The 20,379-nt window shown below is 55.8% G+C and carries 18 protein-coding genes and 5 tRNA genes; 18 read left to right on the top strand and 5 right to left on the bottom strand.

Annotated features, from left to right (window positions below; genetic code table 11):
- The first annotated feature begins 129 nt into the window (after window positions 1-129).
- From ACB496_RS17270 to ACB496_RS17185, 18 genes are all read left to right on the top strand, one after another.
- Entirely contained in the window at window positions 130-783 is a 654-nt protein-coding gene (locus ACB496_RS17270) for a metal ABC transporter ATP-binding protein (RefSeq protein ID WP_102105419.1), read from the top strand.
- Entirely contained in the window at window positions 780-1,628 is an 849-nt protein-coding gene (locus tag ACB496_RS17265; RefSeq protein WP_123428733.1) for a metal ABC transporter permease, read from the top strand. The genes ACB496_RS17270 and ACB496_RS17265 overlap by 4 nt, the downstream gene beginning before the upstream one ends.
- A 14-nt stretch (window positions 1,629-1,642) precedes the next feature.
- Window positions 1,643-2,521, top strand: a complete 879-nt coding sequence (locus tag ACB496_RS17260; RefSeq protein WP_371975254.1) for a metal ABC transporter substrate-binding protein — start codon at window positions 1,643-1,645, stop codon at window positions 2,519-2,521.
- 132 nt (window positions 2,522-2,653) lie between these two features.
- Complete coding sequence (gene pncC / locus ACB496_RS17255) at window positions 2,654-3,151, top strand: nicotinamide-nucleotide amidase (RefSeq protein ID WP_100780829.1); 498 nt, start codon at window positions 2,654-2,656, stop codon at window positions 3,149-3,151.
- 83 nt (window positions 3,152-3,234) lie between these two features.
- Window positions 3,235-4,293 carry a recombinase RecA gene (gene recA, locus ACB496_RS17250; protein ID WP_100779179.1) on the top strand — a complete coding sequence of 353 codons (1,059 nt, stop codon included), beginning with the start codon at window positions 3,235-3,237 and terminating at the stop codon, window positions 4,291-4,293.
- Between the two features lie 67 nt (window positions 4,294-4,360).
- Window positions 4,361-4,861, top strand: a complete 501-nt coding sequence (gene recX, locus ACB496_RS17245; RefSeq protein WP_371973133.1) for a recombination regulator RecX — start codon at window positions 4,361-4,363, stop codon at window positions 4,859-4,861.
- A 131-nt stretch (window positions 4,862-4,992) separates the two neighbouring features.
- Window positions 4,993-7,620, top strand: coding sequence for an alanine--tRNA ligase (gene alaS, locus ACB496_RS17240; protein ID WP_312070222.1), 2,628 nt, complete (start codon window positions 4,993-4,995; stop codon window positions 7,618-7,620).
- A 241-nt stretch (window positions 7,621-7,861) separates the two neighbouring features.
- Complete coding sequence (gene csrA / locus ACB496_RS17235) at window positions 7,862-8,047, top strand: carbon storage regulator CsrA (protein ID WP_000906486.1); 186 nt, start codon at window positions 7,862-7,864, stop codon at window positions 8,045-8,047.
- Window positions 8,048-8,389: 342 nt separating this feature from the next.
- Window positions 8,390-8,482, top strand: a tRNA-Ser gene (locus tag ACB496_RS17230).
- Window positions 8,483-8,486: 4 nt separating this feature from the next.
- Window positions 8,487-8,563, top strand: a tRNA-Arg gene (locus ACB496_RS17225).
- 64 nt (window positions 8,564-8,627) lie between these two features.
- Window positions 8,628-8,704 (top strand) — tRNA-Arg (locus ACB496_RS17220).
- Between the two features lie 65 nt (window positions 8,705-8,769).
- Window positions 8,770-8,846, top strand: a tRNA-Arg gene (locus ACB496_RS17215).
- Between the two features lie 162 nt (window positions 8,847-9,008).
- A tRNA-Arg gene (locus ACB496_RS17210) sits at window positions 9,009-9,085 on the top strand.
- 258 nt (window positions 9,086-9,343) lie between these two features.
- On the top strand, window positions 9,344-9,910 hold the full coding sequence (gene yqaB, locus ACB496_RS17205) for a fructose-1-phosphate/6-phosphogluconate phosphatase (RefSeq protein WP_100779182.1): 567 nt from the start codon (window positions 9,344-9,346) through the stop codon (window positions 9,908-9,910).
- On the top strand, window positions 9,907-10,335 hold the full coding sequence (locus tag ACB496_RS17200) for a YqaA family protein (RefSeq protein WP_095283032.1): 429 nt from the start codon (window positions 9,907-9,909) through the stop codon (window positions 10,333-10,335). Before yqaB ends, ACB496_RS17200 begins: the two co-directional genes overlap by 4 nt.
- 85 nt (window positions 10,336-10,420) lie before the next feature.
- Window positions 10,421-11,965, top strand: coding sequence for a glutamate--cysteine ligase (gene gshA / locus ACB496_RS17195; RefSeq protein ID WP_100780830.1), 1,545 nt, complete (start codon window positions 10,421-10,423; stop codon window positions 11,963-11,965).
- Between the two features lie 152 nt (window positions 11,966-12,117).
- Entirely contained in the window at window positions 12,118-12,633 is a 516-nt protein-coding gene (gene luxS / locus ACB496_RS17190; RefSeq protein ID WP_100779183.1) for an S-ribosylhomocysteine lyase, read from the top strand.
- 100 nt (window positions 12,634-12,733) lie between these two features.
- Complete coding sequence (locus ACB496_RS17185) at window positions 12,734-13,498, top strand: helix-turn-helix transcriptional regulator (RefSeq protein WP_371973132.1); 765 nt, start codon at window positions 12,734-12,736, stop codon at window positions 13,496-13,498.
- On the opposite strand, the gene leuA is transcribed toward ACB496_RS17185, so the two are convergent.
- The 5 genes from leuA to ACB496_RS17160 all read right to left on the bottom strand — a co-directional run bounded on the left by leuA (window position 13,495) and on the right by ACB496_RS17160 (window position 20,211).
- A complete protein-coding gene (gene leuA, locus ACB496_RS17180) occupies window positions 13,495-15,144 on the bottom strand; it encodes a 2-isopropylmalate synthase (protein ID WP_371973131.1) in 1,650 nt (549 codons plus the stop codon). The two genes, ACB496_RS17185 and leuA, sit on opposite strands and share 4 nt — an antisense overlap.
- Window positions 15,145-15,255: 111 nt before the next feature.
- On the bottom strand, window positions 15,256-16,794 hold the full coding sequence (gene emrB / locus ACB496_RS17175; RefSeq protein ID WP_100779186.1) for a multidrug efflux MFS transporter permease subunit EmrB: 1,539 nt from the start codon (window positions 16,792-16,794) through the stop codon (window positions 15,256-15,258).
- 16 nt (window positions 16,795-16,810) lie between these two features.
- Window positions 16,811-17,986, bottom strand: a complete 1,176-nt coding sequence (emrA, locus tag ACB496_RS17170) for a multidrug efflux MFS transporter periplasmic adaptor subunit EmrA (protein WP_100779187.1) — start codon at window positions 17,984-17,986, stop codon at window positions 16,811-16,813.
- Window positions 17,987-18,114: 128 nt separating this feature from the next.
- Complete coding sequence (mprA, locus tag ACB496_RS17165; RefSeq protein WP_100779188.1) at window positions 18,115-18,645, bottom strand: transcriptional repressor MprA; 531 nt, start codon at window positions 18,643-18,645, stop codon at window positions 18,115-18,117.
- Between the two features lie 381 nt (window positions 18,646-19,026).
- Window positions 19,027-20,211, bottom strand: a complete 1,185-nt coding sequence (locus ACB496_RS17160) for an MFS transporter (RefSeq protein ID WP_100779189.1) — start codon at window positions 20,209-20,211, stop codon at window positions 19,027-19,029.
- Window positions 20,212-20,379 lie beyond the last annotated feature (168 nt).

The following is a 20,379-nucleotide window of genomic DNA, read 5'->3' as shown; positions in this document are numbered from 1 at the left end:
TTATGTTATAACATTTAATGATGGTGCAACGATGTCTCTCTTCTCTCTTTCCGCGCTCAATCGCCTGTTACTCGCGGTGATTCTGATTGCGCTGATTGGCCTGGTGGTGCGCTGGGCGGTGGTTCTCCCATGATTGAACTGCAAAATCTGGTGGCAGGGTATGACCGCCAGCCCGTCACACAGACGCTGAATGGCGTGATCGAACGCGGCAGTATGACGGCGATTGTCGGCGCGAACGGCTGCGGCAAATCGACACTCCTCAAAACCCTGGCGGGATTTATTCCGCCGGTTAGTGGGGGATTTCGCTGGCGCGAGAAACGCCCGACGATCGGCTGGCTGGCGCAGCGTCATATGCTGGAGGCGCAGTTCCCTCTGACGGTTCAGGACGTAGTGAGTATGGGCTGCTGGCCACAGATTTCGCTGCTGGCGGCTTTTCGACGCGAAACCCGGCTGAAAATCGCCCATGCCCTGGAGCGCGTCGGCCTGCAGGATCTTGCAGCCGCCACCATCGACGAGCTATCGGGAGGCCAGTTTCAGCGCATGTTGTTCGCCCGAGTGCTGGTGCAGCAGGCGCCGCTGGTGATGCTGGATGAGCCGTTCACGGGGGTCGATGAAGCCACCTGTAATGTGCTGATGGAATTGATGCTGGAAATGTATCTGAGCGGGCAAACGGTGCTGGCGGTGCTGCATGACAGCGAGCGTGTATCGCGCCATTTCCCGCAGACGTTGCGGCTGGATACGGCGATACCCCACTGGGGGGCGGAGCGGGTGAGAGTCGCATGATCTGGCATATTTTCTTCCAGCCGTTTATCGAATACGGCTTTATGCGCCGCGCACTGGTGGTGTGCCTGGCGTTGTCCGTCAGCACCACAATGCTCGGTGTTTTTCTGTTGCTGCGGCGTATGAGCCTGATGGGCGATGCGCTGTCACACGCCATTTTACCGGGCGTGGCGGTGGGGTATCTGGTCAGCGGAATGTCTCTGCTGGCGATGAGTATCGGCGGGTTTATCGCCGGGATCGTCGTGGCGCTGGTGGCAGGTTTAGTCAGCCGACGCACGCCCCTGAAAGAGGATGCCAGTTTCGCCGGGCTGTACCTGGGCTCGCTGGCGCTGGGTGTGACCCTGGTTTCGCTGCGCGGTTCGAATGTCGATCTGTTGCATCTGCTTTTTGGCTCGATTCTGGCGGTGGATAACAGCGCGGCCCTGTTTGTCGCCGGTGTCTGCGCCCTGACCTTAATGCTGCTGGCCCTGTTTTACCGCGGGCTGGTGACCGAGGCGTTTGACACCGCGTGGCTGCAGGCCAACAAACGCTGGCTGCCCGCGCTACTGCACGGTTTATTCCTGGCGCTGCTGGTGCTGAATCTGGTCGCCGGATTCCAGGTACTCGGCACGCTGATGGCGGTAGGTCTGATGATGCTGCCTGCTGTTGCCGCTCGCTGCTGGATGCGCACCTTACCGGGGCTTCTGCTGATGGCAGGCGTCAGCGGCGTTTTCTGCGCCTGGCTCGGATTGAGCCTGTCGTGGGCAGTGAGCCTCCCCGCCGGGCCTTCTATTGTACTGACGGCCAGCGGCTGGTTCTTTATTTCGGTTTTATGTGGCTCGCGCAGCAGGCTGCGTGCGCATTTTTAACGCAAGGGGAAATGATGAAGAAGACAGGGGTAATGATGGCGCTTGCGCTGGGGCTGTTGTCGCAAGGCGCGCTGGCAAAAACGCTGAACGTGGTAACCAGTTTTTCTATTTTGGGTGACATCACGCAAGAAGTGGGCGGCGACCATGTAAAAGTGACGACGCTGGTGGGGCCGGACGGCGATCCGCACACCTTCGAGCCGTCGCCAAAAGACAGTGCGGCGCTCAGCAAAGCGGACGTGGTGGTTGTGAATGGGCTTGGGCTGGAAGGGTGGCTGGATCGCCTGGTTAAAGCGTCAGGTTTTAAAGGCACACTGGTCGTGGCATCAAAAGGGGTGAAAACCCATACGCTGGAGGAGGACGGCAAAACCGTGACCGATCCGCATGCCTGGAATAGCGCTGCGAATGGCGCGCTGTATGCACAAAATATTCTGGCAGGACTGGTCAGTGCCGATCCGGATGAGAAATCGGCGCTGGAGGCCACGGGCAAACCCTATATTACGCAGCTGACACAGCTCGACGGATGGGCGAAATCGCGCTTCAGCCAGATCCCGCAGGAGAAGCGCAAAGTCCTCACCAGCCATGACGCCTTCGGCTATTTCAGCCGCGCCTACGGCGTGACATTTATGGCACCGCAAGGCCTTTCCTCTGAGAGCGAAGCCAGCGCCGCGCAGGTGGCGGAGATCATCAACCAGATTAAAGCCGATGGCGTCAAATCCTGGTTTATGGAGAACCAGCTCGATCCGCGTCTGGTGAAGCAGATTGCCAGCGCGACGGGCGCCCAGCCGGGTGGAGAGCTTTATCCCGAAGCGCTTTCCACCAAAGGTGGCGTGGCGGATACATACGTGAATGCGTTTCGCCACAATGTGAATACCCTCGCCGACAGCATGAAATAATCAGCCTTTCCACGCCGATGCGGCCGCATCGGCTTTTTTCTGAAGCCTCCTCGTAAAACCGGAACCTCATCCCCATATCCCATGAGAAAGTGCTATCTTGTGCTGCATGTTTTTTAGGAGCCTAAAGCGATGATGACTGACCATGAATTGATGCAGCTGAGCGAAGTTGTGGGCCTGGCGTTGAAGCAGCGCGGCGCGACGCTGACGACGGCTGAATCCTGCACCGGCGGCTGGGTGGCAAAAGTGATTACGGATATTGCGGGAAGCTCCGCCTGGTTCGAACGCAGTTTTGTGACCTACAGTAACGAAGCCAAAGCGCAGATGATTGGCGTGCGCGAATCGACGCTGGAACAGCATGGCGCTGTCAGCGAACCGGTGGTGGTGGAAATGGCGATTGGCGCGCTCAAAGCGGCGCGTGCGGACTACGCGATCGCCATCAGCGGTATTGCCGGGCCGGACGGTGGCAGTGATGTCAAACCCGTGGGCACTGTCTGGTTTGGTTTTGCCACTTCCCAGGGGCAGGGCCTTACCTTCCGCGAATGCTTCAGCGGTGACCGTGAAAGCGTGCGCCGACAGGCGACGGAATATGCGTTAAAAATGCTCTGGCAACAATTTCTACAAAACACTTGATACTGTATGACCATACAGTATAATTGCACCAACAGAACAGAATTCACTATCCGGCGCACATCCCCGGCATGACAGGAGTAATAATGGCTATCGACGAAAACAAACAGAAAGCGTTGGCGGCAGCACTCGGCCAGATTGAAAAACAATTTGGTAAAGGCTCCATCATGCGCCTGGGTGAAGACCGTTCCATGGACGTGGAAACCATCTCCACCGGTTCGCTTTCTCTGGATATCGCACTGGGTGCGGGCGGCCTGCCAATGGGCCGTATCGTAGAAATCTACGGCCCGGAATCTTCAGGTAAAACGACCCTGACGCTGCAGGTCATTGCAGCCGCACAGCGCGAAGGTAAAACCTGTGCGTTCATCGACGCCGAACACGCGCTGGACCCAGTCTATGCACGTAAACTGGGCGTTGATATCGACAACCTGCTCTGCTCTCAGCCAGATACGGGTGAGCAGGCACTGGAAATCTGTGACGCCCTGGCGCGTTCAGGTGCTGTAGATGTACTGGTTGTCGACTCCGTTGCCGCGCTGACGCCAAAAGCGGAAATCGAAGGCGAAATCGGTGACTCTCACATGGGCCTCGCGGCACGTATGATGAGCCAGGCGATGCGTAAACTGGCTGGTAACCTGAAGCAATCCAATACGCTTCTGATTTTCATCAACCAGATCCGTATGAAGATTGGCGTCATGTTCGGTAACCCGGAAACCACTACCGGTGGTAACGCGCTGAAGTTCTACGCCTCTGTCCGTCTGGATATCCGCCGTATCGGTGCGGTGAAAGAGGGCGATAACGTCGTTGGTAGCGAAACCCGCGTGAAGGTCGTGAAGAACAAAATTGCTGCGCCGTTCAAGCAGGCTGAGTTCCAGATCCTCTACGGCGAAGGCATCAATTTCTTCGGCGAGCTGGTGGATCTGGGCGTGAAAGAGAAGCTGATTGAAAAAGCGGGCGCCTGGTACAGCTACAACGGCGACAAAATTGGTCAGGGCAAAGCAAACGCAATCTCCTGGCTGAAAGAAAACCCGGCCGCAGCGAAAGAAATTGAGAAGAAAGTGCGCGAACTGCTTCTCAACAACCAGGACTCTAAGCCTGACTTCGTTGTCGATAGCGCTGATGCTGAAGAAACCAAAGAAGATTTCTAATCTCTTCGTCTAAAAACAAGGGCTGCGATTGCGGCCCTTTTTGCATTTATAAAACAGCTGGTTTGTTATGAGTGAAAACACCTCGCGCCGCCCTGCCTACGCCCGTTTACTGGATCGGGCTGTGCGCATTCTTGCAGTACGCGATCACAGCGAGCAAGAGCTGCGCCGTAAACTCTCCGCGCCCGTGATGGGAAAAAACGGCCCGGAAGCAATCGATGCTACGGCAGAAGATTATGATCGCGTCATTGCCTGGTGCTATGAATATCGGTACCTCGATGACAGTCGTTTTGTCACGCGCTTTATCGCCAGCCGGAGCCGCAAGGGCTATGGCCCGGCAAGGATCCGTCAGGAGCTAAACCAAAAAGGTATCGCGCGTGCGGCCATCGATGAGGCCATGCGTGAGTGCGACATTAACTGGTGTGAGCTGGCCCGCGAGCAGGCGATTCGTAAATACGGTGAACCCCTGCCGCGTGAATTTTCAGAAAAAGTTAAAATCCAGCGATTTTTGTTGTACCGCGGCTTCCTGATGGAAGATATTCAGGATATATGGCGTAATTTTGCCGATTGAGCGCATGCGGGATTTTACTTCCCTTGCAAGAAAACTTATCTTATTCCCACTTTTTCCAGTAGTCAGTCCGTCCAGGCATCAACAGAGACAGGCTGGCTGCGACATTTCGTTAGCTTGATTTCAGGATAATTATGAGCAAGAGCACCGCTGAGATCCGTCAGGCGTTTCTCGACTTTTTCCATAGTAAGGGACACCAGGTTGTTGCCAGCAGCTCCCTGGTACCGAACAATGACCCGACTCTTCTGTTTACCAACGCCGGGATGAACCAGTTCAAGGATGTTTTCCTTGGTCTCGACAAGCGTAATTATTCCCGTGCCACAACGTCACAGCGTTGCGTGCGTGCGGGCGGTAAACACAACGATCTGGAAAACGTCGGTTACACCGCACGTCACCATACTTTCTTCGAGATGCTGGGTAACTTCAGCTTCGGCGACTACTTTAAACACGATGCCATTCAATATGCGTGGGAACTGCTGACCGGTGAAAACTGGTTCAACCTGCCGAAAGAGCGTCTGTGGGTGACCGTCTACGAAACCGATGATGAAGCTTACGAAATCTGGGAAAAAGAAGTCGGTATCCCGCGTGAGCGCATTATTCGCATCGGCGATAACAAGGGCGCGCCATACGCGTCTGACAACTTCTGGCAGATGGGTGACACCGGTCCATGCGGTCCTTGCACCGAGATCTTCTACGATCACGGCGACCACATCTGGGGCGGTCCTCCGGGCACCGCTGAAGAAGACGGCGATCGCTACATTGAGATCTGGAACATCGTCTTCATGCAGTTCAACCGTCAGGTTGACGGCACCATGGAGCCGCTGCCGAAGCCATCCGTAGATACCGGTATGGGTCTGGAGCGTATCGCCGCGGTTCTGCAGCACGTGAACTCCAACTACGACATCGATCTGTTCAGCACCCTGATTAAATCCGTGGCTGAAGTGACCGGTGCGACCGATCTGAGCAACAAATCTCTGCGCGTCATTGCGGACCACATTCGTTCCTGTGCCTTCCTGATTGCTGACGGCGTTATCCCGTCGAATGAAAACCGTGGCTATGTGCTGCGTCGTATCATTCGTCGTGCGATCCGTCACGGCAACATGCTGGGCGCGAAGGACACCTTCTTCTATAAACTGGTGGGGCCACTGATTGGCGTCATGGGTGCAGCTGGCGACGAACTGAAACGCCAGCAGGCGCAGGTTGAGCAGGTGCTGAAAACCGAAGAAGAGCAGTTTGCACGTACCCTTGAGCGCGGTCTGGCGCTGCTGGACGAAGAACTCTCTAAACTGTCCGGCGATACGCTGGATGGTGACACCGCATTCCGTCTGTACGACACCTACGGCTTCCCGGTCGATTTGACTGCTGACGTCTGCCGTGAACGCAATATTAAAGTCGACGAAGCGGGCTTTGAAGCCGCAATGGAAGAGCAGCGCCGCCGTGCGCGTGAATCCAGCGGTTTCGGCGCAGACTACAACGCGATGATTCGCGTCGATAGCGCTTCCGAATTCCAGGGCTACGACCATCTGGAACTGACCGGTAAAGTGACCGCACTGTTTGTTGACGGCAAAGCCGTGGACAGCATCAGCGCAGGTCAGGATGCAGTTGTCGTTCTGGATAAAACGCCGTTCTACGCGGAGTCTGGCGGCCAGGTGGGCGATAAAGGCGAGCTAAAAGGTAGCGATTTTGCCTTCACCGTCATTGACACCCAGAAATACGGCCAGGCAATTGGTCACGTCGGCAAACTGGCTTCAGGTTCCCTGAAAGTCGGCGCAGGCGTGAAAGCCGAAGTGGATGAAGCTCGCCGCGCGCGCATTCGTCTGAACCACTCTGCAACGCACCTGATGCATGCCGCTTTGCGCGATGTGCTGGGTACGCACGTTGCTCAGAAAGGTTCTCTGGTGAACGACAAAGTGCTGCGCTTTGACTTCTCGCATTTCGAAGCGATGAAACCGTCTGAAATCCGCGCGGTGGAAGATATGGTCAACGCCCAGATTCGTCGTAACCTGCCAATCGAGACCCACATCATGGATCTCGAAGCAGCGAAAGCGAAAGGGGCGATGGCGCTGTTCGGCGAAAAATATGACGAGCGCGTTCGCGTCCTGAGCATGGGTGATTTCTCCACCGAACTGTGCGGCGGTACTCACGCCTCGCGTACGGGTGATATCGGCCTGTTCCGTATCCTGTCTGAATCAGGCACTGCCGCTGGCGTACGTCGTATCGAAGCCGTGACCGGTGAAGGCGCGATCGCCAGCCTGCACGCTGAAAGCGACCAACTGCACGACATTGCCCAGCTGCTTAAAGGCGATAGCCACAATCTGGGTGAGAAAGTACGTAGCGCGCTGGAACGTACTCGTCAGCTGGAAAAAGAGCTGCAGCAGCTGAAAGAGCAGGCTGCGGTGCAGGAGAGCGCAAATCTCTCAAGCAAAGCGGTTGAAATTAAAGGTGTTAAACTGCTAGTCAGCGAACTGGCAGGCGTTGAACCTAAGATGCTTCGTACCATGGTTGATGATCTCAAGAACCAGCTCGGTTCAACGGTTATCGTTCTGGCGACAGCGGCTGAAGGTAAGGTTTCTCTGATTGCGGGCGTCTCTAAGGATGTGACTGACCGCGTGAAAGCAGGGGAATTGATTGGTATGGTCGCTCAGCAAGTGGGTGGCAAAGGTGGTGGTCGTCCCGACATGGCACAAGCCGGTGGTACGGATGTGGCAGCACTTCCAGCAGCATTGGCCAGCGTTGAAAGCTGGGTAAGCGCTAAACTGTAATAATTACAAAGCGTAAAAAGACGCCATAACCTCACCGTTATGGCGTTTTTATCACTACGCTATCGCTAACGATAAAGTCAGGTTGAGTTTGTGTATATCGGCTAAACTTACGTTTAACAGAATGTGATGCCGTGACTGCTTACACATTACGTGTTTGTCATCGCTTACTTTTTGGCGTTATATGATGGATAATGCCGGGATACAAGAGACCCGACTCTTTTAATCTTTCAAGGAGCAAAGAATGCTGATTCTGACTCGTCGAGTTGGTGAGACCCTCATGATTGGGGATGAGGTCACCGTGACAGTTTTAGGGGTGAAGGGTAACCAGGTACGTATTGGTGTGAACGCCCCTAAAGAAGTCTCTGTCCATCGTGAAGAGATCTACCAGCGTATCCAGGCTGAAAAATCCCAGCAGTCCAGTTACTGATATTATCGCGTCTCGCCGCCCGGCGAGACGCAACGCTCTCGATATTCTTCCTGCATAAAGTTACCGTTCGATTTCATTCCTTCCGTTTTTTGTCTCTCTCAAACCCTTATCTCGCTTAAAGACCGCAATTTTGCCCGAGGATTTCTGTGCTGATGTCCGCAAAATCCGTTTATAAAACACCCTCTTTGCGGCTTTTACATGCGAATTGAGTGTGATTTGTGCAAACGATAAAAGCTTGTGGAAAATTGTTTGACTTATAAGTCCCAGAAAGTAATATATGCGCCACGCAGCGACGAGAAGCTCTTAACGAGTTACTCGAAGCACTCGAAAGAGGCGTTGTGTGGTGAGGTGGCCGAGAGGCTGAAGGCGCTCCCCTGCTAAGGGAGTATGCGGTCAAAAGCTGCATCCGGGGTTCGAATCCCCGCCTCACCGCCATTTTGCATCCGTAGCTCAGCTGGATAGAGTACTCGGCTACGAACCGAGCGGTCGGAGGTTCGAATCCTCCCGGATGCACCATCATTCTCAGTGTTGCGGCTTGTTGAGTGACATTGAATCAGCAGTAAAAGCAGTACCCCCTGATGCATCCGTAGCTCAGCTGGATAGAGTACTCGGCTACGAACCGAGCGGTCGGAGGTTCGAATCCTCCCGGATGCACCATCTATTACTTCATATTGCTTTAGAAGTGATATGACGTATCAAGCAGTAAAATAGTAAATCCCGATGCATCCGTAGCTCAGCTGGATAGAGTACTCGGCTACGAACCGAGCGGTCGGAGGTTCGAATCCTCCCGGATGCACCATATTCTCCGAGATAACAGCCACGCTGTTGTTTCAAGGTCTGCGAGATGCTCGCGAGTACCAGGGAGGATAACGTTGCTTTAGCAACGGCCCGTTGGGTGAGGCGCAGCCGAGTAATCCTCCCGGATGCACCATTTACTATGTCATTAGCAGTACCCCCAGATGCATCCGTAGCTCAGCTGGATAGAGTACTCGGCTACGAACCGAGCGGTCGGAGGTTCGAATCCTCCCGGATGCACCATATTCTCCGAGATAGCAGCCACGCTGTTGTTTCAAGGTCTGCGAGATGCTCGCGAGTACCAGGGAGGATAACGTTGCTTTAGCAACGGCCCGTCGGGTGAGGCGCAGCCGAGTAATCCTCCCGGATGCACCATTTCTTCTCAGTATCTCCCCCACAGTTCAATTACTCACCATCCCCTTTGTATTACAACCAGAATCAGCGACAAAAATCCTCGTTTACGATAAAGTAATGTCTTGTTAATCGTTTGGCGAGAGCACGATGTACGCACAGTATGACGGTCTGATCTTCGACATGGATGGCACCATCCTGGATACCGAACCCACACATCGTAAAGCCTGGAATGACGTTCTGGGTCGTTATGGCATGACGTTCGACTTACAGGCGATGGTTGCGTTGAATGGCTCACCCACCTGGCGAATCGCTCAGGCCGTGATTGAGCTAAACCACGCCGATCTCGACCCTCATCTGCTGGCCCGTGAAAAAACCGATGCCGTCAAAGCCATGCTTTTAGACACCGTTCGTCCGCTTCCGCTGATTGACGTTGTTAAAGAGTGGCACGGGCGTCGTCCGATGTCCGTTGGCACGGGAAGTGAAAGTGCTGTTGCGGAAGCGCTGCTCAATCATCTGGGCTTGCGTCACTATTTCTCTGCGGTTGTCGCCGCCGATCATGTTCAAAACCACAAACCCGCTCCGGACACCTTTCTGCTTTGCGCGGAACTGATGGGCGTTCCGGCGCATAAGTGCGTGGTGTTTGAGGATGCAGACTTTGGCATTCAGGCCGCGCGTGACGCCGGAATGGACGCTGTGGATGTTCGCCTGCTGTGAGTGACCTGCTGTCACTCGCCTCTTTATTTGCCAGCAGTTTTTTAAGTGCCACACTCTTACCGGGTAATTCGGAAGTTGTGCTGGTCGCGATGCTGTTATCTGGTGTGAGTCAGCCCTGGCTGTTGGTAGTAATAGCAACAATGGGTAATAGCCTTGGAGGGCTGACTAACGTTATTCTTGGGCGTTTCTTTCCGCTGCGTAAAACATCACGCTGGCAGGAAAAGGCAGCAGGCTGGCTTAAACGCTATGGTGCTGCCACGCTTTTACTAAGCTGGATGCCTGTTATAGGCGATTTACTGTGTCTGCTGGCGGGATGGATGCGCATCTCCTGGGGACCAGTGCTCTTTTTTTTATGCCTTGGCAAGGCGTTGCGCTATGTCCTCGTGGCACTGGCAACCCTGCAGGGCATGACGTGGTGGCACTAATTGGTGGAATGAAAAAGCGACCTTCAATCGTCAACCATTACAATTTATGCTGGATAACTCTTATTTTGACAGGCGGGAGGTCAATTTGATCCCGGACGTATCACAGGCGCTGGCCTGGCTGGAAAAACACCCTCAGGCCCTGAAGGGGATTCAGCGTGGGCTTGAGCGCGAAACACTGCGCGTGAATGAAGATGGCAGTCTGGCAACAACCGGCCATCCGAAAGAGCTAGGCTCTGCGCTGACACATAAATGGATCACCACCGACTTCGCCGAAGCGCTGCTTGAGTTCATTACGCCCGTCGATGGCGACATTGACCACATGCTGACTCTGATGCGTGACGTTCACCGCTTTACCGCCCGTCAATTGGGCGATGAGCGCATGTGGCCGCTGAGCATGCCGTGTTATATCGAGCAGGGGCAGGATATTGAGCTGGCGCAATACGGCACCTCGAACATTGGCCGTCTGAAAACGCTCTATCGCGAAGGCCTCAAAAACCGCTACGGCGCGTTAATGCAGACCATCTCCGGCGTGCATTACAACTTCTCACTGCCGATGGCATTCTGGCAGGCGAAGTGCGGCGAAACGGATAAAGAGGCGATCTCGGCGGGGTATTTCCGTCTGATCCGCAACTACTACCGCTTTGGCTGGGTGATTCCGTACCTGTTCGGTGCCTCACCGGCGATTTGCTCCTCGTTCCTGCAGGGCAAACCGACCACACTGCCGTTTGAGAAGACCGATTGCGGCATGTATTACCTGCCGTACGCCACCTCTCTGCGCCTGAGTGACCTCGGTTATACCAATAAGTCGCAAAGCAATCTCGGAATTACGTTTAACGAATTGCACGAATATGTGGCAGGCTTGAAGCGAGCGATCAAAACACCGTCGGAAGAGTACGAGAAAATCGGCCTCGAGAAAGACGGTAAGCGCCTGCAGATCAACAGCAACGTGCTGCAGATTGAAAACGAGCTGTACGCGCCGATCCGCCCGAAACGCGTTACGCGTAGCGGCGAAGCGCCGTCAGATGCGCTGGAGCGCGGCGGCATTGAGTACATTGAAGTGCGCTCGCTGGACATCAACCCGTTCTCGCCAATTGGCGTCGACGAGCAGCAGGTGCGTTTCCTGGATCTGTTTATGGTCTGGTGCGTACTCGCGGATGCGCCAGAGATGAGTTCTGATGAACTGCTCTGTACGCGCACCAACTGGAATCGTGTGATCCTCGAAGGGCGCAAACCTGGCCTGACGCTGGGTATCGGCTGTGAAACGGCGCAGTTCCCGCTGGCGAAAGTCGGCAAAGATCTGTTCCGCGATCTCAAACGTGTGGCGCAGACGATGGACAGCGTTTACGGCGGCGAGGAGTATCAAAAGGTGTGCGATCAGCTGGTCGAATCGTTTGATAACCCGGAACTGACGTTCTCAGCGCGCATTCTGCGTTCTATGATTGATCAAGGTATCGGTGGAACCGGCCGTTCGCTTGCCGCACAGTATCGCGACATGCTGCAGCAGGAGCCGCTGGAAGTCTTAAGCGAAGAGGATTTCGTGGCAGAGCGCGAGGCATCGGTGGTGCGTCAGCGTGAAATCGAAGCTGCGGATACGGAGTCGTTTGAAGAGTTTCTGGCGAAGAACGCCTGACAGAAAAGAAAAAGGCCACATCGCTGTGGCCAAAATATACATCTCTGAAATCAGGGATGATGATAACAAATGCGCGTCTTTCATATACTCAGACGCGCAGTGGAAGAAAGAGTTCATTTTATTTTAAAAATAATCACTATCGGAGGTGACGTATGCCGTTATTAGATAGCTTCACTGTCGACCATACCCGTATGGAAGCACCTGCAGTACGTGTTGCGAAAACCATGCATACCCCGCACGGCGACACAATCACCGTATTCGACCTGCGTTTCTGCGTGCCGAACAAAGAAGTGATGCCAGAAAAAGGCATTCACACTCTGGAGCACCTGTTCGCCGGTTTCATGCGCGATCACCTGAACGGCAACGGCGTGGAAATCATCGACATCTCCCCAATGGGCTGTCGTACCGGTTTCTACATGAGCCTGATTGGCCAGCCAGATGAAACGCGCGTGGCAGATGCCTGGAAAGCGGCGATGGCCGACGTGCTGAAAGTGAAAGAGCAGAACCAGATCCCTGAGCTGAACATCTACCAGTGCGGCACTTATCAGATGCACTCTCTGGAAGAAGCGCAGGAAATCGCGCGTCACATCATCGATCGTGACGTTCGCGTGAACAGCAATGAAGAGCTGGCGCTGCCGAAAGAAACCCTGCAGGAACTGCACATCTAGCATGATGCCCGCAGATGCCCGGTGGCGCTGCGCCTACCGGGCCTACCGAAATATCGACAGGTAGGCCGGATACGGCGCAGCCGCCATCCGGCAAAACCCTATGACGACAACCTCAACCTTCTCCTTTACCCATCGCCCGTTGGTTCCTTTCGCCCATGACTATCAGCACGGCGACAGCGAGCCGTGGCATCAGCACGATTGTGCCCAGCTGTTGCACAGCCTGAGTGGGGTTGTACGGGTCGATACCAAGGCAGGCTGCTGGGTGGTCCCGCCGGGGCGTGGCGTCTGGCTGCCCGCCGGAACACAGCACGCCATTCGTATTACCGGCAAGGTGGCGGCGCGCACGCTGTTTATCGATCCCCTGGCCCGCGCCGATCTCCCCGCCTCGTGCCAGATCGTACAGATCTCCCCGTTGCTGCGTGAACTGATCGTCAGCGCATTCGATCTGCCTGAATCGTATTCTCCCGGCACCCGCGACGAGCGCGTTTATGAGCTGATCCTCGATGAAATCCGCCTGATGCCAGTGCTGCCATTCTGTTTGCCCGAACCGGAGACGGACACGCTGCGCCAGCTCTGTCAGCAAATCCGCCGCGCGCCAGAGAATAACTGGAGCAGCGCGCAGGCCGCCAGCCTCACCAATATGAGCGAACGTACCCTGAACCGCCATTTTCAGCAGCAGACCGGGTTGAGCTACGGGGAATGGACACGGCGGGCACGCCTGCTTGAAGCGCTGGTGCGTCTGGCGCAGGGCCAGCCGGTGCTGCGCGTGGCGCTCGATCTGGGTTACGGTAGCCACAGCGCGTTCACGGCGATGTTCCGCCGGGTGATGGGGATCTCACCCAGCGACTATTTCAAAGACGCTTAACCGACCGCGTTTAACAGCGCCTGAAGCGAGGCGCGCGCCACGTCGTTATCGATGCCCACACCCCAGCGGCTACTGCCATCCTGAAACAGACAGCGAATATAGGCCACCGAACGGCTGTCGCTGCGCTCGCCCAGAGAGTGTTCGTGATAATCCTTAATCACAAACGGCGTACTCAGCCAGAGACGCATCCCGCTGGCCGCCGCCGATAACAGACCGTTGCCCTGGCCCTCAAGCTGGCGCGTACCGCCATCGACGGCGACAGTGGCGGTTAAGCGCAGCTGCCCGTCCTGCTGACTCTCACTGCGGTAGCTTTGCAGGGCAAAATGGGGCGTCGCCACCAGGCCGTAACGCGCCCGAAAAAGCTGCCACAGCGCGTTTTGCGTCATCTCTTTGCCGTGGCTGTCTGTTTCCTGCTGTACGTGCTGGCTGAAATCTTGCTGCAGGGCGCGGGGCAGTTTGAGTCCGTGATTTTGCTCAATCAGCCATGCGCTGCCGCTTTTACCCGACTGGCTGTTAACGCGGATAACCGCCTCGTAGGAACAGCCGATATCCTGCGGATCGACCGGCAGATAGGGCATCTCCCAGCGTTCATCCGGTTGACGGGCATCGAAGCCTTTTTTGATCGCATCCTGATGGGAGCCGGAAAAGGCGGTAAACGCCAGACGCCCTGCCCATGGATGGCGCGGATGAACGGGCAGCTGATTGCAGCTCTCCACCACCTCGACGACCTGGGTCATGTTGCTGAAATCGAGGTGAGGGCTGATACCCTGGCTGTATAAATTCATCGCCAGCGTGACCAGACAGACATTCCCCGTGCGTTCGCCGTTGCCAAACAGACAGCCCTCCACGCGATCGGCCCCTGCCATCACCGCCAGTTCTGCGCTTGCCACGCCCGTGCCGCGATCGTTATGCGGGTGAACGCTAATGCAGACATCGCGGCGGCGGCTAAAGTGGCGGCAAAAATACTCAATCTGATCGGCGTAAACGTTCGGCGTGCTGACTTCCACGGTCGCAGGCAGGTTAATGATCATCGGCCTTTGCGCGCACGGCTGCCAGATCTCCGCAACGGCTTCACAAATCTCCAGCGCAAATTCCGGCTCGGTAAAGCAGAAGGTCTCCGGGGAGTATTCGTATTGCCAGTGTGTCTGCGGGTTCTCCTCGCACAAGGTGCGGATCTGGCGCGTTGAGCGCACGGCCAGCGCAATAATCTGAGCTTTATCCATGCCAAACACCAGGCGGCGGAACAGGGGCGCGGTGGCGTTATACAGATGAATCGTTGCCTGTTTTGCCCCGCGTAAGGATTCGAAAGTGCGGGTTATCAACTCTTCCCGCGCCTGGGTGAGCACCTGAATAGTGACATCATCGGGGATGCGGTTCTCTTCAATCAGCTGGCGGACAAAATTGAAATCGGTCTGCGAGGCGGAGGGGAAGGCGACTTCAATCTCCTTAAAACCACAGCCGAGGAGCAAATCCCAGAACTGCAGTTTACGCGCGCTGTCCATCGGTTCAGCCAGCGCCTGATTGCCATCGCGTAAATCGGTAGAGAGCCAGCGCGGTGCCTGCGTGATGCGGTTTTCCGGCCAGCGACGGTCGGGCAGGGAGACAGGCGTATAGGGTTGGTATTTTTGTGCGGGGTTTTTCAGCATGATGCGCTCCTGTTGTCTTTTCACTATCGTGAAGCGATTTCAGGAGCGCTGCTTTATCAGGACTGACAGAAGCTGTAGAGAAATGGACAACTTTCCCGGCGAAGCGGCGCGTTAGTGCGCGCCACCGCCGCCACCGCCCGCGCCGAACGGCGGTTTGGCAAACCAGATTAACCCCAGCAACAGAATGAAAATACCCGCAGAAATCCAGAAGATTTCGTTGGCGGAGATAATCAATCCCTGGTTGGTGATCTGCTGGGCAATCCAGCCAGACGCCTGCTGCTCCGTCATCCCCATACTTTGCAGCTCAGAGTACATCTGCTGGGCGTTCGGGTTAAACGGATTCACCGATTCCGTCAGCTGCGCATGGTGCAGCGACTCGCGGTTGGTCCACAGGGTCGTGGTGATAGACGTCCCGATGGAGCCTGCCAGCGTACGGGTGAAGTTCGACAGGCTCGATGCCGCCGCCATCCGTTCCGGCGGTAAGCCAGAGAGCGTGATGGTGGTGAGTGGCATAAAGAAGCACGCCACGGCGAAGCCCTGAATAAACTGCGGCCACGCGGACGCGCCAAAGTCCATTCCCGGTTCGAAGGTGTACGCACGCCAGTAGAAGCACACCGCATACATAATAAAGCTGAAGGTCACCAGTCGACGCATGTCGAGCTTATGAGCAAAGCGGCCAATAATCGGCGACAGCAGGACCGGAATCAAACCGACCGGTGCCGAAGCCAGACCCGCCCAGGTCGCCGTGTAGCCGTATACCTCCTGCAACAGCTGCGGCAGCAGAACAATCGCGCCGAAATAGAGCATATAGGCGAGACTGATACACAGGCAGCCGATGGTGAAGTTTCGTGACTTAAAGAGCGACAGATCGACTATCGGGTTATCGTCCGTCAGCTCCCAGACAATCAGGAAGCTGATTGCTACCACGGCGACCACGGTAAGGACGATGATCTCCTGCGACGCAAACCAGTCCAGCTCTTTACCCCGGTCCAGCATGATCTGCAGGCTGCCGATCCCTAACACCAGCAGTGCCAGGCCCACGCCGTCGATGCGCCGCTGCTCGGTTTTGGTTTCCCGACCGCGCAGGGATTGCAGCGTCATCAGCACCACCAACGCACCGATTGGCACGTTGATGAAGAAGATCCAGCCCCAGTGGTAGTTATCGCTGATATACCCACCGAGGATCGGGCCACAGATCGGCGCGACGATCACGGTCATCGACCACAGCGCCAGAGCGATTGAGCGCTTGGCGGGCGGGTAGTTATTCAGCAGTAAGCTCTGGGAGAGCGGGATTAACGGCCCGGCGACAATCCCCTGAATCACACGGAAGAAGATCAGCATGGTCAGGCTGTTGGACATGCCGCACGCCCAGGAGGCGATGACGAACAACACCGTTGACCACAGGAACAGTCGAACTTCCCCGACGCGTTTCGCAAGCCACCCTGTAATCGGAATGGAGATCGCATTCGCGACCCCAAACGAGGTGATCACCCAGGTCCCCTGGCTCAGAGACGAGCCAAGGTTACCGGCGATGGTCGGGATCGCCACGTTTGCGATGGTGGAGTCCAGCACCTGCATGAATGTCGCCAGCGACAGCGCAATGGTCATAATGACCAGCTGCGCCCCCTCCAGCGGTTTTTGCTGTTGCATACCGCTCACCTTCGGATTACCCGGCGTTCGCTTTCACGATGTCGTCAATCAGCTTGTTGACCGGATCAAGGCTGATTTCACGGGCGTTGCTTTCATAGGCCGGATGGTTTCGGACCTGATTCGCCAGCATCTGACCTTCGCGGTCAGCGGTATCAACCGTTACCAGGGTCGACAGACCGATACGCAGCGGGTGATCCGTCAGCTGTTTAGCGTCCAGTTCAATACGAACCGGCAGACGCTGAACCACTTTGATCCAGTTACCGGTGGCGTTCTGCGCAGGCAGCAGGGAGAACGCGCTGCCGGTACCCATATCCAGACCGACCACTTTACCGGTGTACTTCACGTCGTCGCCGTAAATATCACTGACGATAGTCGCGGTCTGGCCGATACGCATGTGGGCCAGCTGCGTCTCTTTGAAGTTGGCATCTACCCACAGATTGTTCGCCGGCACCACCGCCATCAGCGGCGTCGTGGTGCTAATCTGTGCGCCAGGCTGAACGGAACGACGGGAGACGTAACCGGTCATCGGGCTGACAATTTTAGTACGTTGCAGGGCAAGCCAGGCGTTACGCACTTCGGTTGCCGCCTGTTTAACGGCAGGCTGCTCTTCAAGATGGGTACCCAGAATCATCGCCTGGTTGGCGTTGTACTGCTGGATTGCCACGTCAAGCTGCGCCTGCGCGCTGGCCACGGCGTCACGCGCGTGTTGCAGCTCTTCACGGCCAATCAGGTTGGCGGTGCCGAGCGGTACACGACGATTCAGGTCGCTCTGCGCCTGCGCGAGGGCGGTTTTCTGCACGTCGATGCTCGCCTGCAACTGCTTGCTGTTGATCATCGACTGACGGGTTTGACGCACGCTTGAGGCCAGCTGCGTCTGCGCTTTTTCAAACGCCTGCTGCGCATCGGTCGGATCGAGCGTGACCAGCACATCTCCTTTTTGCACAAAGTCGGTATTGTCAGCCCAGACTTTCGTCACGCTGCCCGACACCTGCGCCATAATCTGAACCTGGTTCCCTGCCACGTATGCGTCATCGGTCTCTTCAATATGACGCAGTACTAAAAACCAATAGATCCCATATGCCACGGCAATAATAATAAAGAGCAAAGTCAGCAGCAGAAGGGCGCTTTTACGTTTGCCTTTCTTAGTGTTGACCGGTTGCTGCGGGGGAGTGTTCTCCGCATTTGCGCTCATTGTAGTTCTCCACGATCTTCTTATTTTCACATCGGCTGGGCCGACCTGTTGTCAGAAAGGCCAGCAGTGTAACGTGCTGGCCTATCAGTATTTCTTATGTAATCTGGATGGTTGAGCGTGTCGTCGCGTTAGCTTAGCGCCTCGAGAATGGCGCCCTCTTCGTCCATCTGATCCAGACGGGTGAGGAGCTTGCGAGTGATGTGCTCTAGCTGGTCGCGCTCGGTCGTGCTCAGGGCAGACCAAAGCTGATGCAGACAGTTGTGCTGAGGTGGAAGCACCCCACGCAGGAATTCATGACCTTTATCGGTCAGTTGCAGATGCAGGCAACGGCGATCGTTGTCGCTTTCACGGCGTTCAATCCAGCCGCGTTTTTCCAGCTCATCCGCGATGCGGGTCGCGTTAGTGCGAGAAGAACCCAGGGCGCAGCTCAATTCAGAGGGCTGAATGCTGTGATCTTCCTGAGATTCCAGGGTAATTAACGCCATAAACAACGTCTCGTTAATCCCTTGAGCTTTCAGCATTTTATTGCGGTTATCCAGCAGCTTACCCTGCATGTGCATGCAAAGACGGGTTAACAGGATCTCCTGGTATGGGAAGTCCTCGTAGCGACTGGCGCGAAATTTAAGCATTTGTTCAATTGGGGTAAACGAACTATCCATTTGGGCATGACCTCATTAATTACAGTCGATATAGTAACGACAGTGACAAATAATGTAAATGAATTATTTGTGCGGTTATATCCGCCAAACTGATATCACTGTCAGAAAGTGCCGGGCGAATCCGTGACCCGGTAAGCACAGAAATGAAAGGGCTAACGCCCACGAAAGACGGGGTCGGGTGATGAGAAACAGCATGAGGTTTCAAACAGAACGGAAATGTCGGCAATCTGATGGGGCCGGGAGCAGCCAGTAGGTCTGAACTATTCATGCGGTATTCTAATATGTCACCCACAGTAAAATTTCTGGGATAAATAATTACGCTCACCTTAACAGAGTGCGGGGCTGCTTAACACCCTAAGAAGCCCCAAACCGATGTAAAGCTTAGATAATGGCTTCCTGAAGGTGATAGCCGCGCCACCAGATGAGCAGGTTAACGGCTGCAACAAGGGTACCGACCACGCACACGCCGGTCCAGCCGTAATGCTGCCACGCGGACGCCGAGATCAGGGAGCCTGCCGCACCGCCGATAAAGTAGCTGGTCATGTAACCGGCAGTCAGGCGGTTACGTGCCTCGGGTTTCACGCGATAGATCACCGTCTGGTTAGTGATATGCACGCCCTGTACGGTCAGGTCGAGGACCAGAATCCCGACAATCAGCGACAGCACCGAGATATGCCCGTACCAGATTGCCGCCCAGGAGAGGAGCAGCATCACCAGCCCGGCGGAGGTTGTCAGGTGTGATTTACCTTTATCCGCCAGACCACCGGCAGGGCGAGCGCCCAGCGCACCGGCCGCACCCGCCAGACCAAACAGGCCAATTACCCCTTCGGAATAGTTGAACGGCGGCGAGGCCAGCAGGAAGGCCATGGAGGTCCACAGAATGCTGAAGTTGGCAAAGGTGAAACACCCCAACAGCGCGCGCGTTCTCAGAAGTTTATCCTGGGTGAACAGGCTAAACACCGAGCCGAGAAGCTGAGGGTAGTTAAGATGGTTCTCCTGCTTCACTTTTGGCAGGCCGCGCCACAGGGCAAAGGCCATCACGACCATCAGCACGCTGGCGACCCAGTAGACCGTGCGCCAGCCGCCAAGACTTGCCAGCAGCCCGGCAACGGTTCGCGCCAGCAAAATCCCCAGCAGCAGGCCGCTCATGATCGTTCCCACCACTTTGCCGCGCTTTTCCGGCGCCGCGAGCGTGGCAGCCAGCGGCACGAGGATCTGGGCCACGACTGAGAACAATCCGGTCAGCGCCGTACCGAGGATCATCATCCCCAGCGACTGGCTGGAGGCGGTAATTAACATCCCGCCCGCTGCCAGCAGCGTCATGGAGACGATCAGTCTGCGGCGTTCAAACATATCGCCGAGCGGCACGAGGAACAGCAGGCCCGCGGCGTAGCCGAGCTGGGCGGCCGTCACAATAAAACCGGCGGAACTGGCGGAGAGCGAAAAGGCGCGGGCGATGGTGTCGAGCAAAGGTTGCGCATAGTAGTTACTGGCCACCGCGAGGCCGGTAGCTACAGACATGAGCAGAATAAGTGCCGGGCTAAGCCCTTGAGAAGTTTTCGTCATGAGAGTCAGGAATCGTGAGTTAAGTGATTATTTTTTCAGAAACCATCATAACGGATGAATGTGAATGTTGGGGATTTGTTGCGTGGTGGTTTGTGCGGTTTAGGCCCGGGGGGAGTTTGATGCCCTCACTCTAACCCCCTCCCGAAAGGAGAGGGCGAGGTAAGGGAA

Source organism: Lelliottia nimipressuralis (assembly GCF_041464075.1).
Classification (GTDB): Bacteria; Pseudomonadota; Gammaproteobacteria; order Enterobacterales; family Enterobacteriaceae; genus Enterobacter; species Enterobacter nimipressuralis.
The sequence above is the reverse complement of the archived record's forward strand: the minus strand, read 5'-3'. Positions and strand labels throughout refer to the sequence as shown.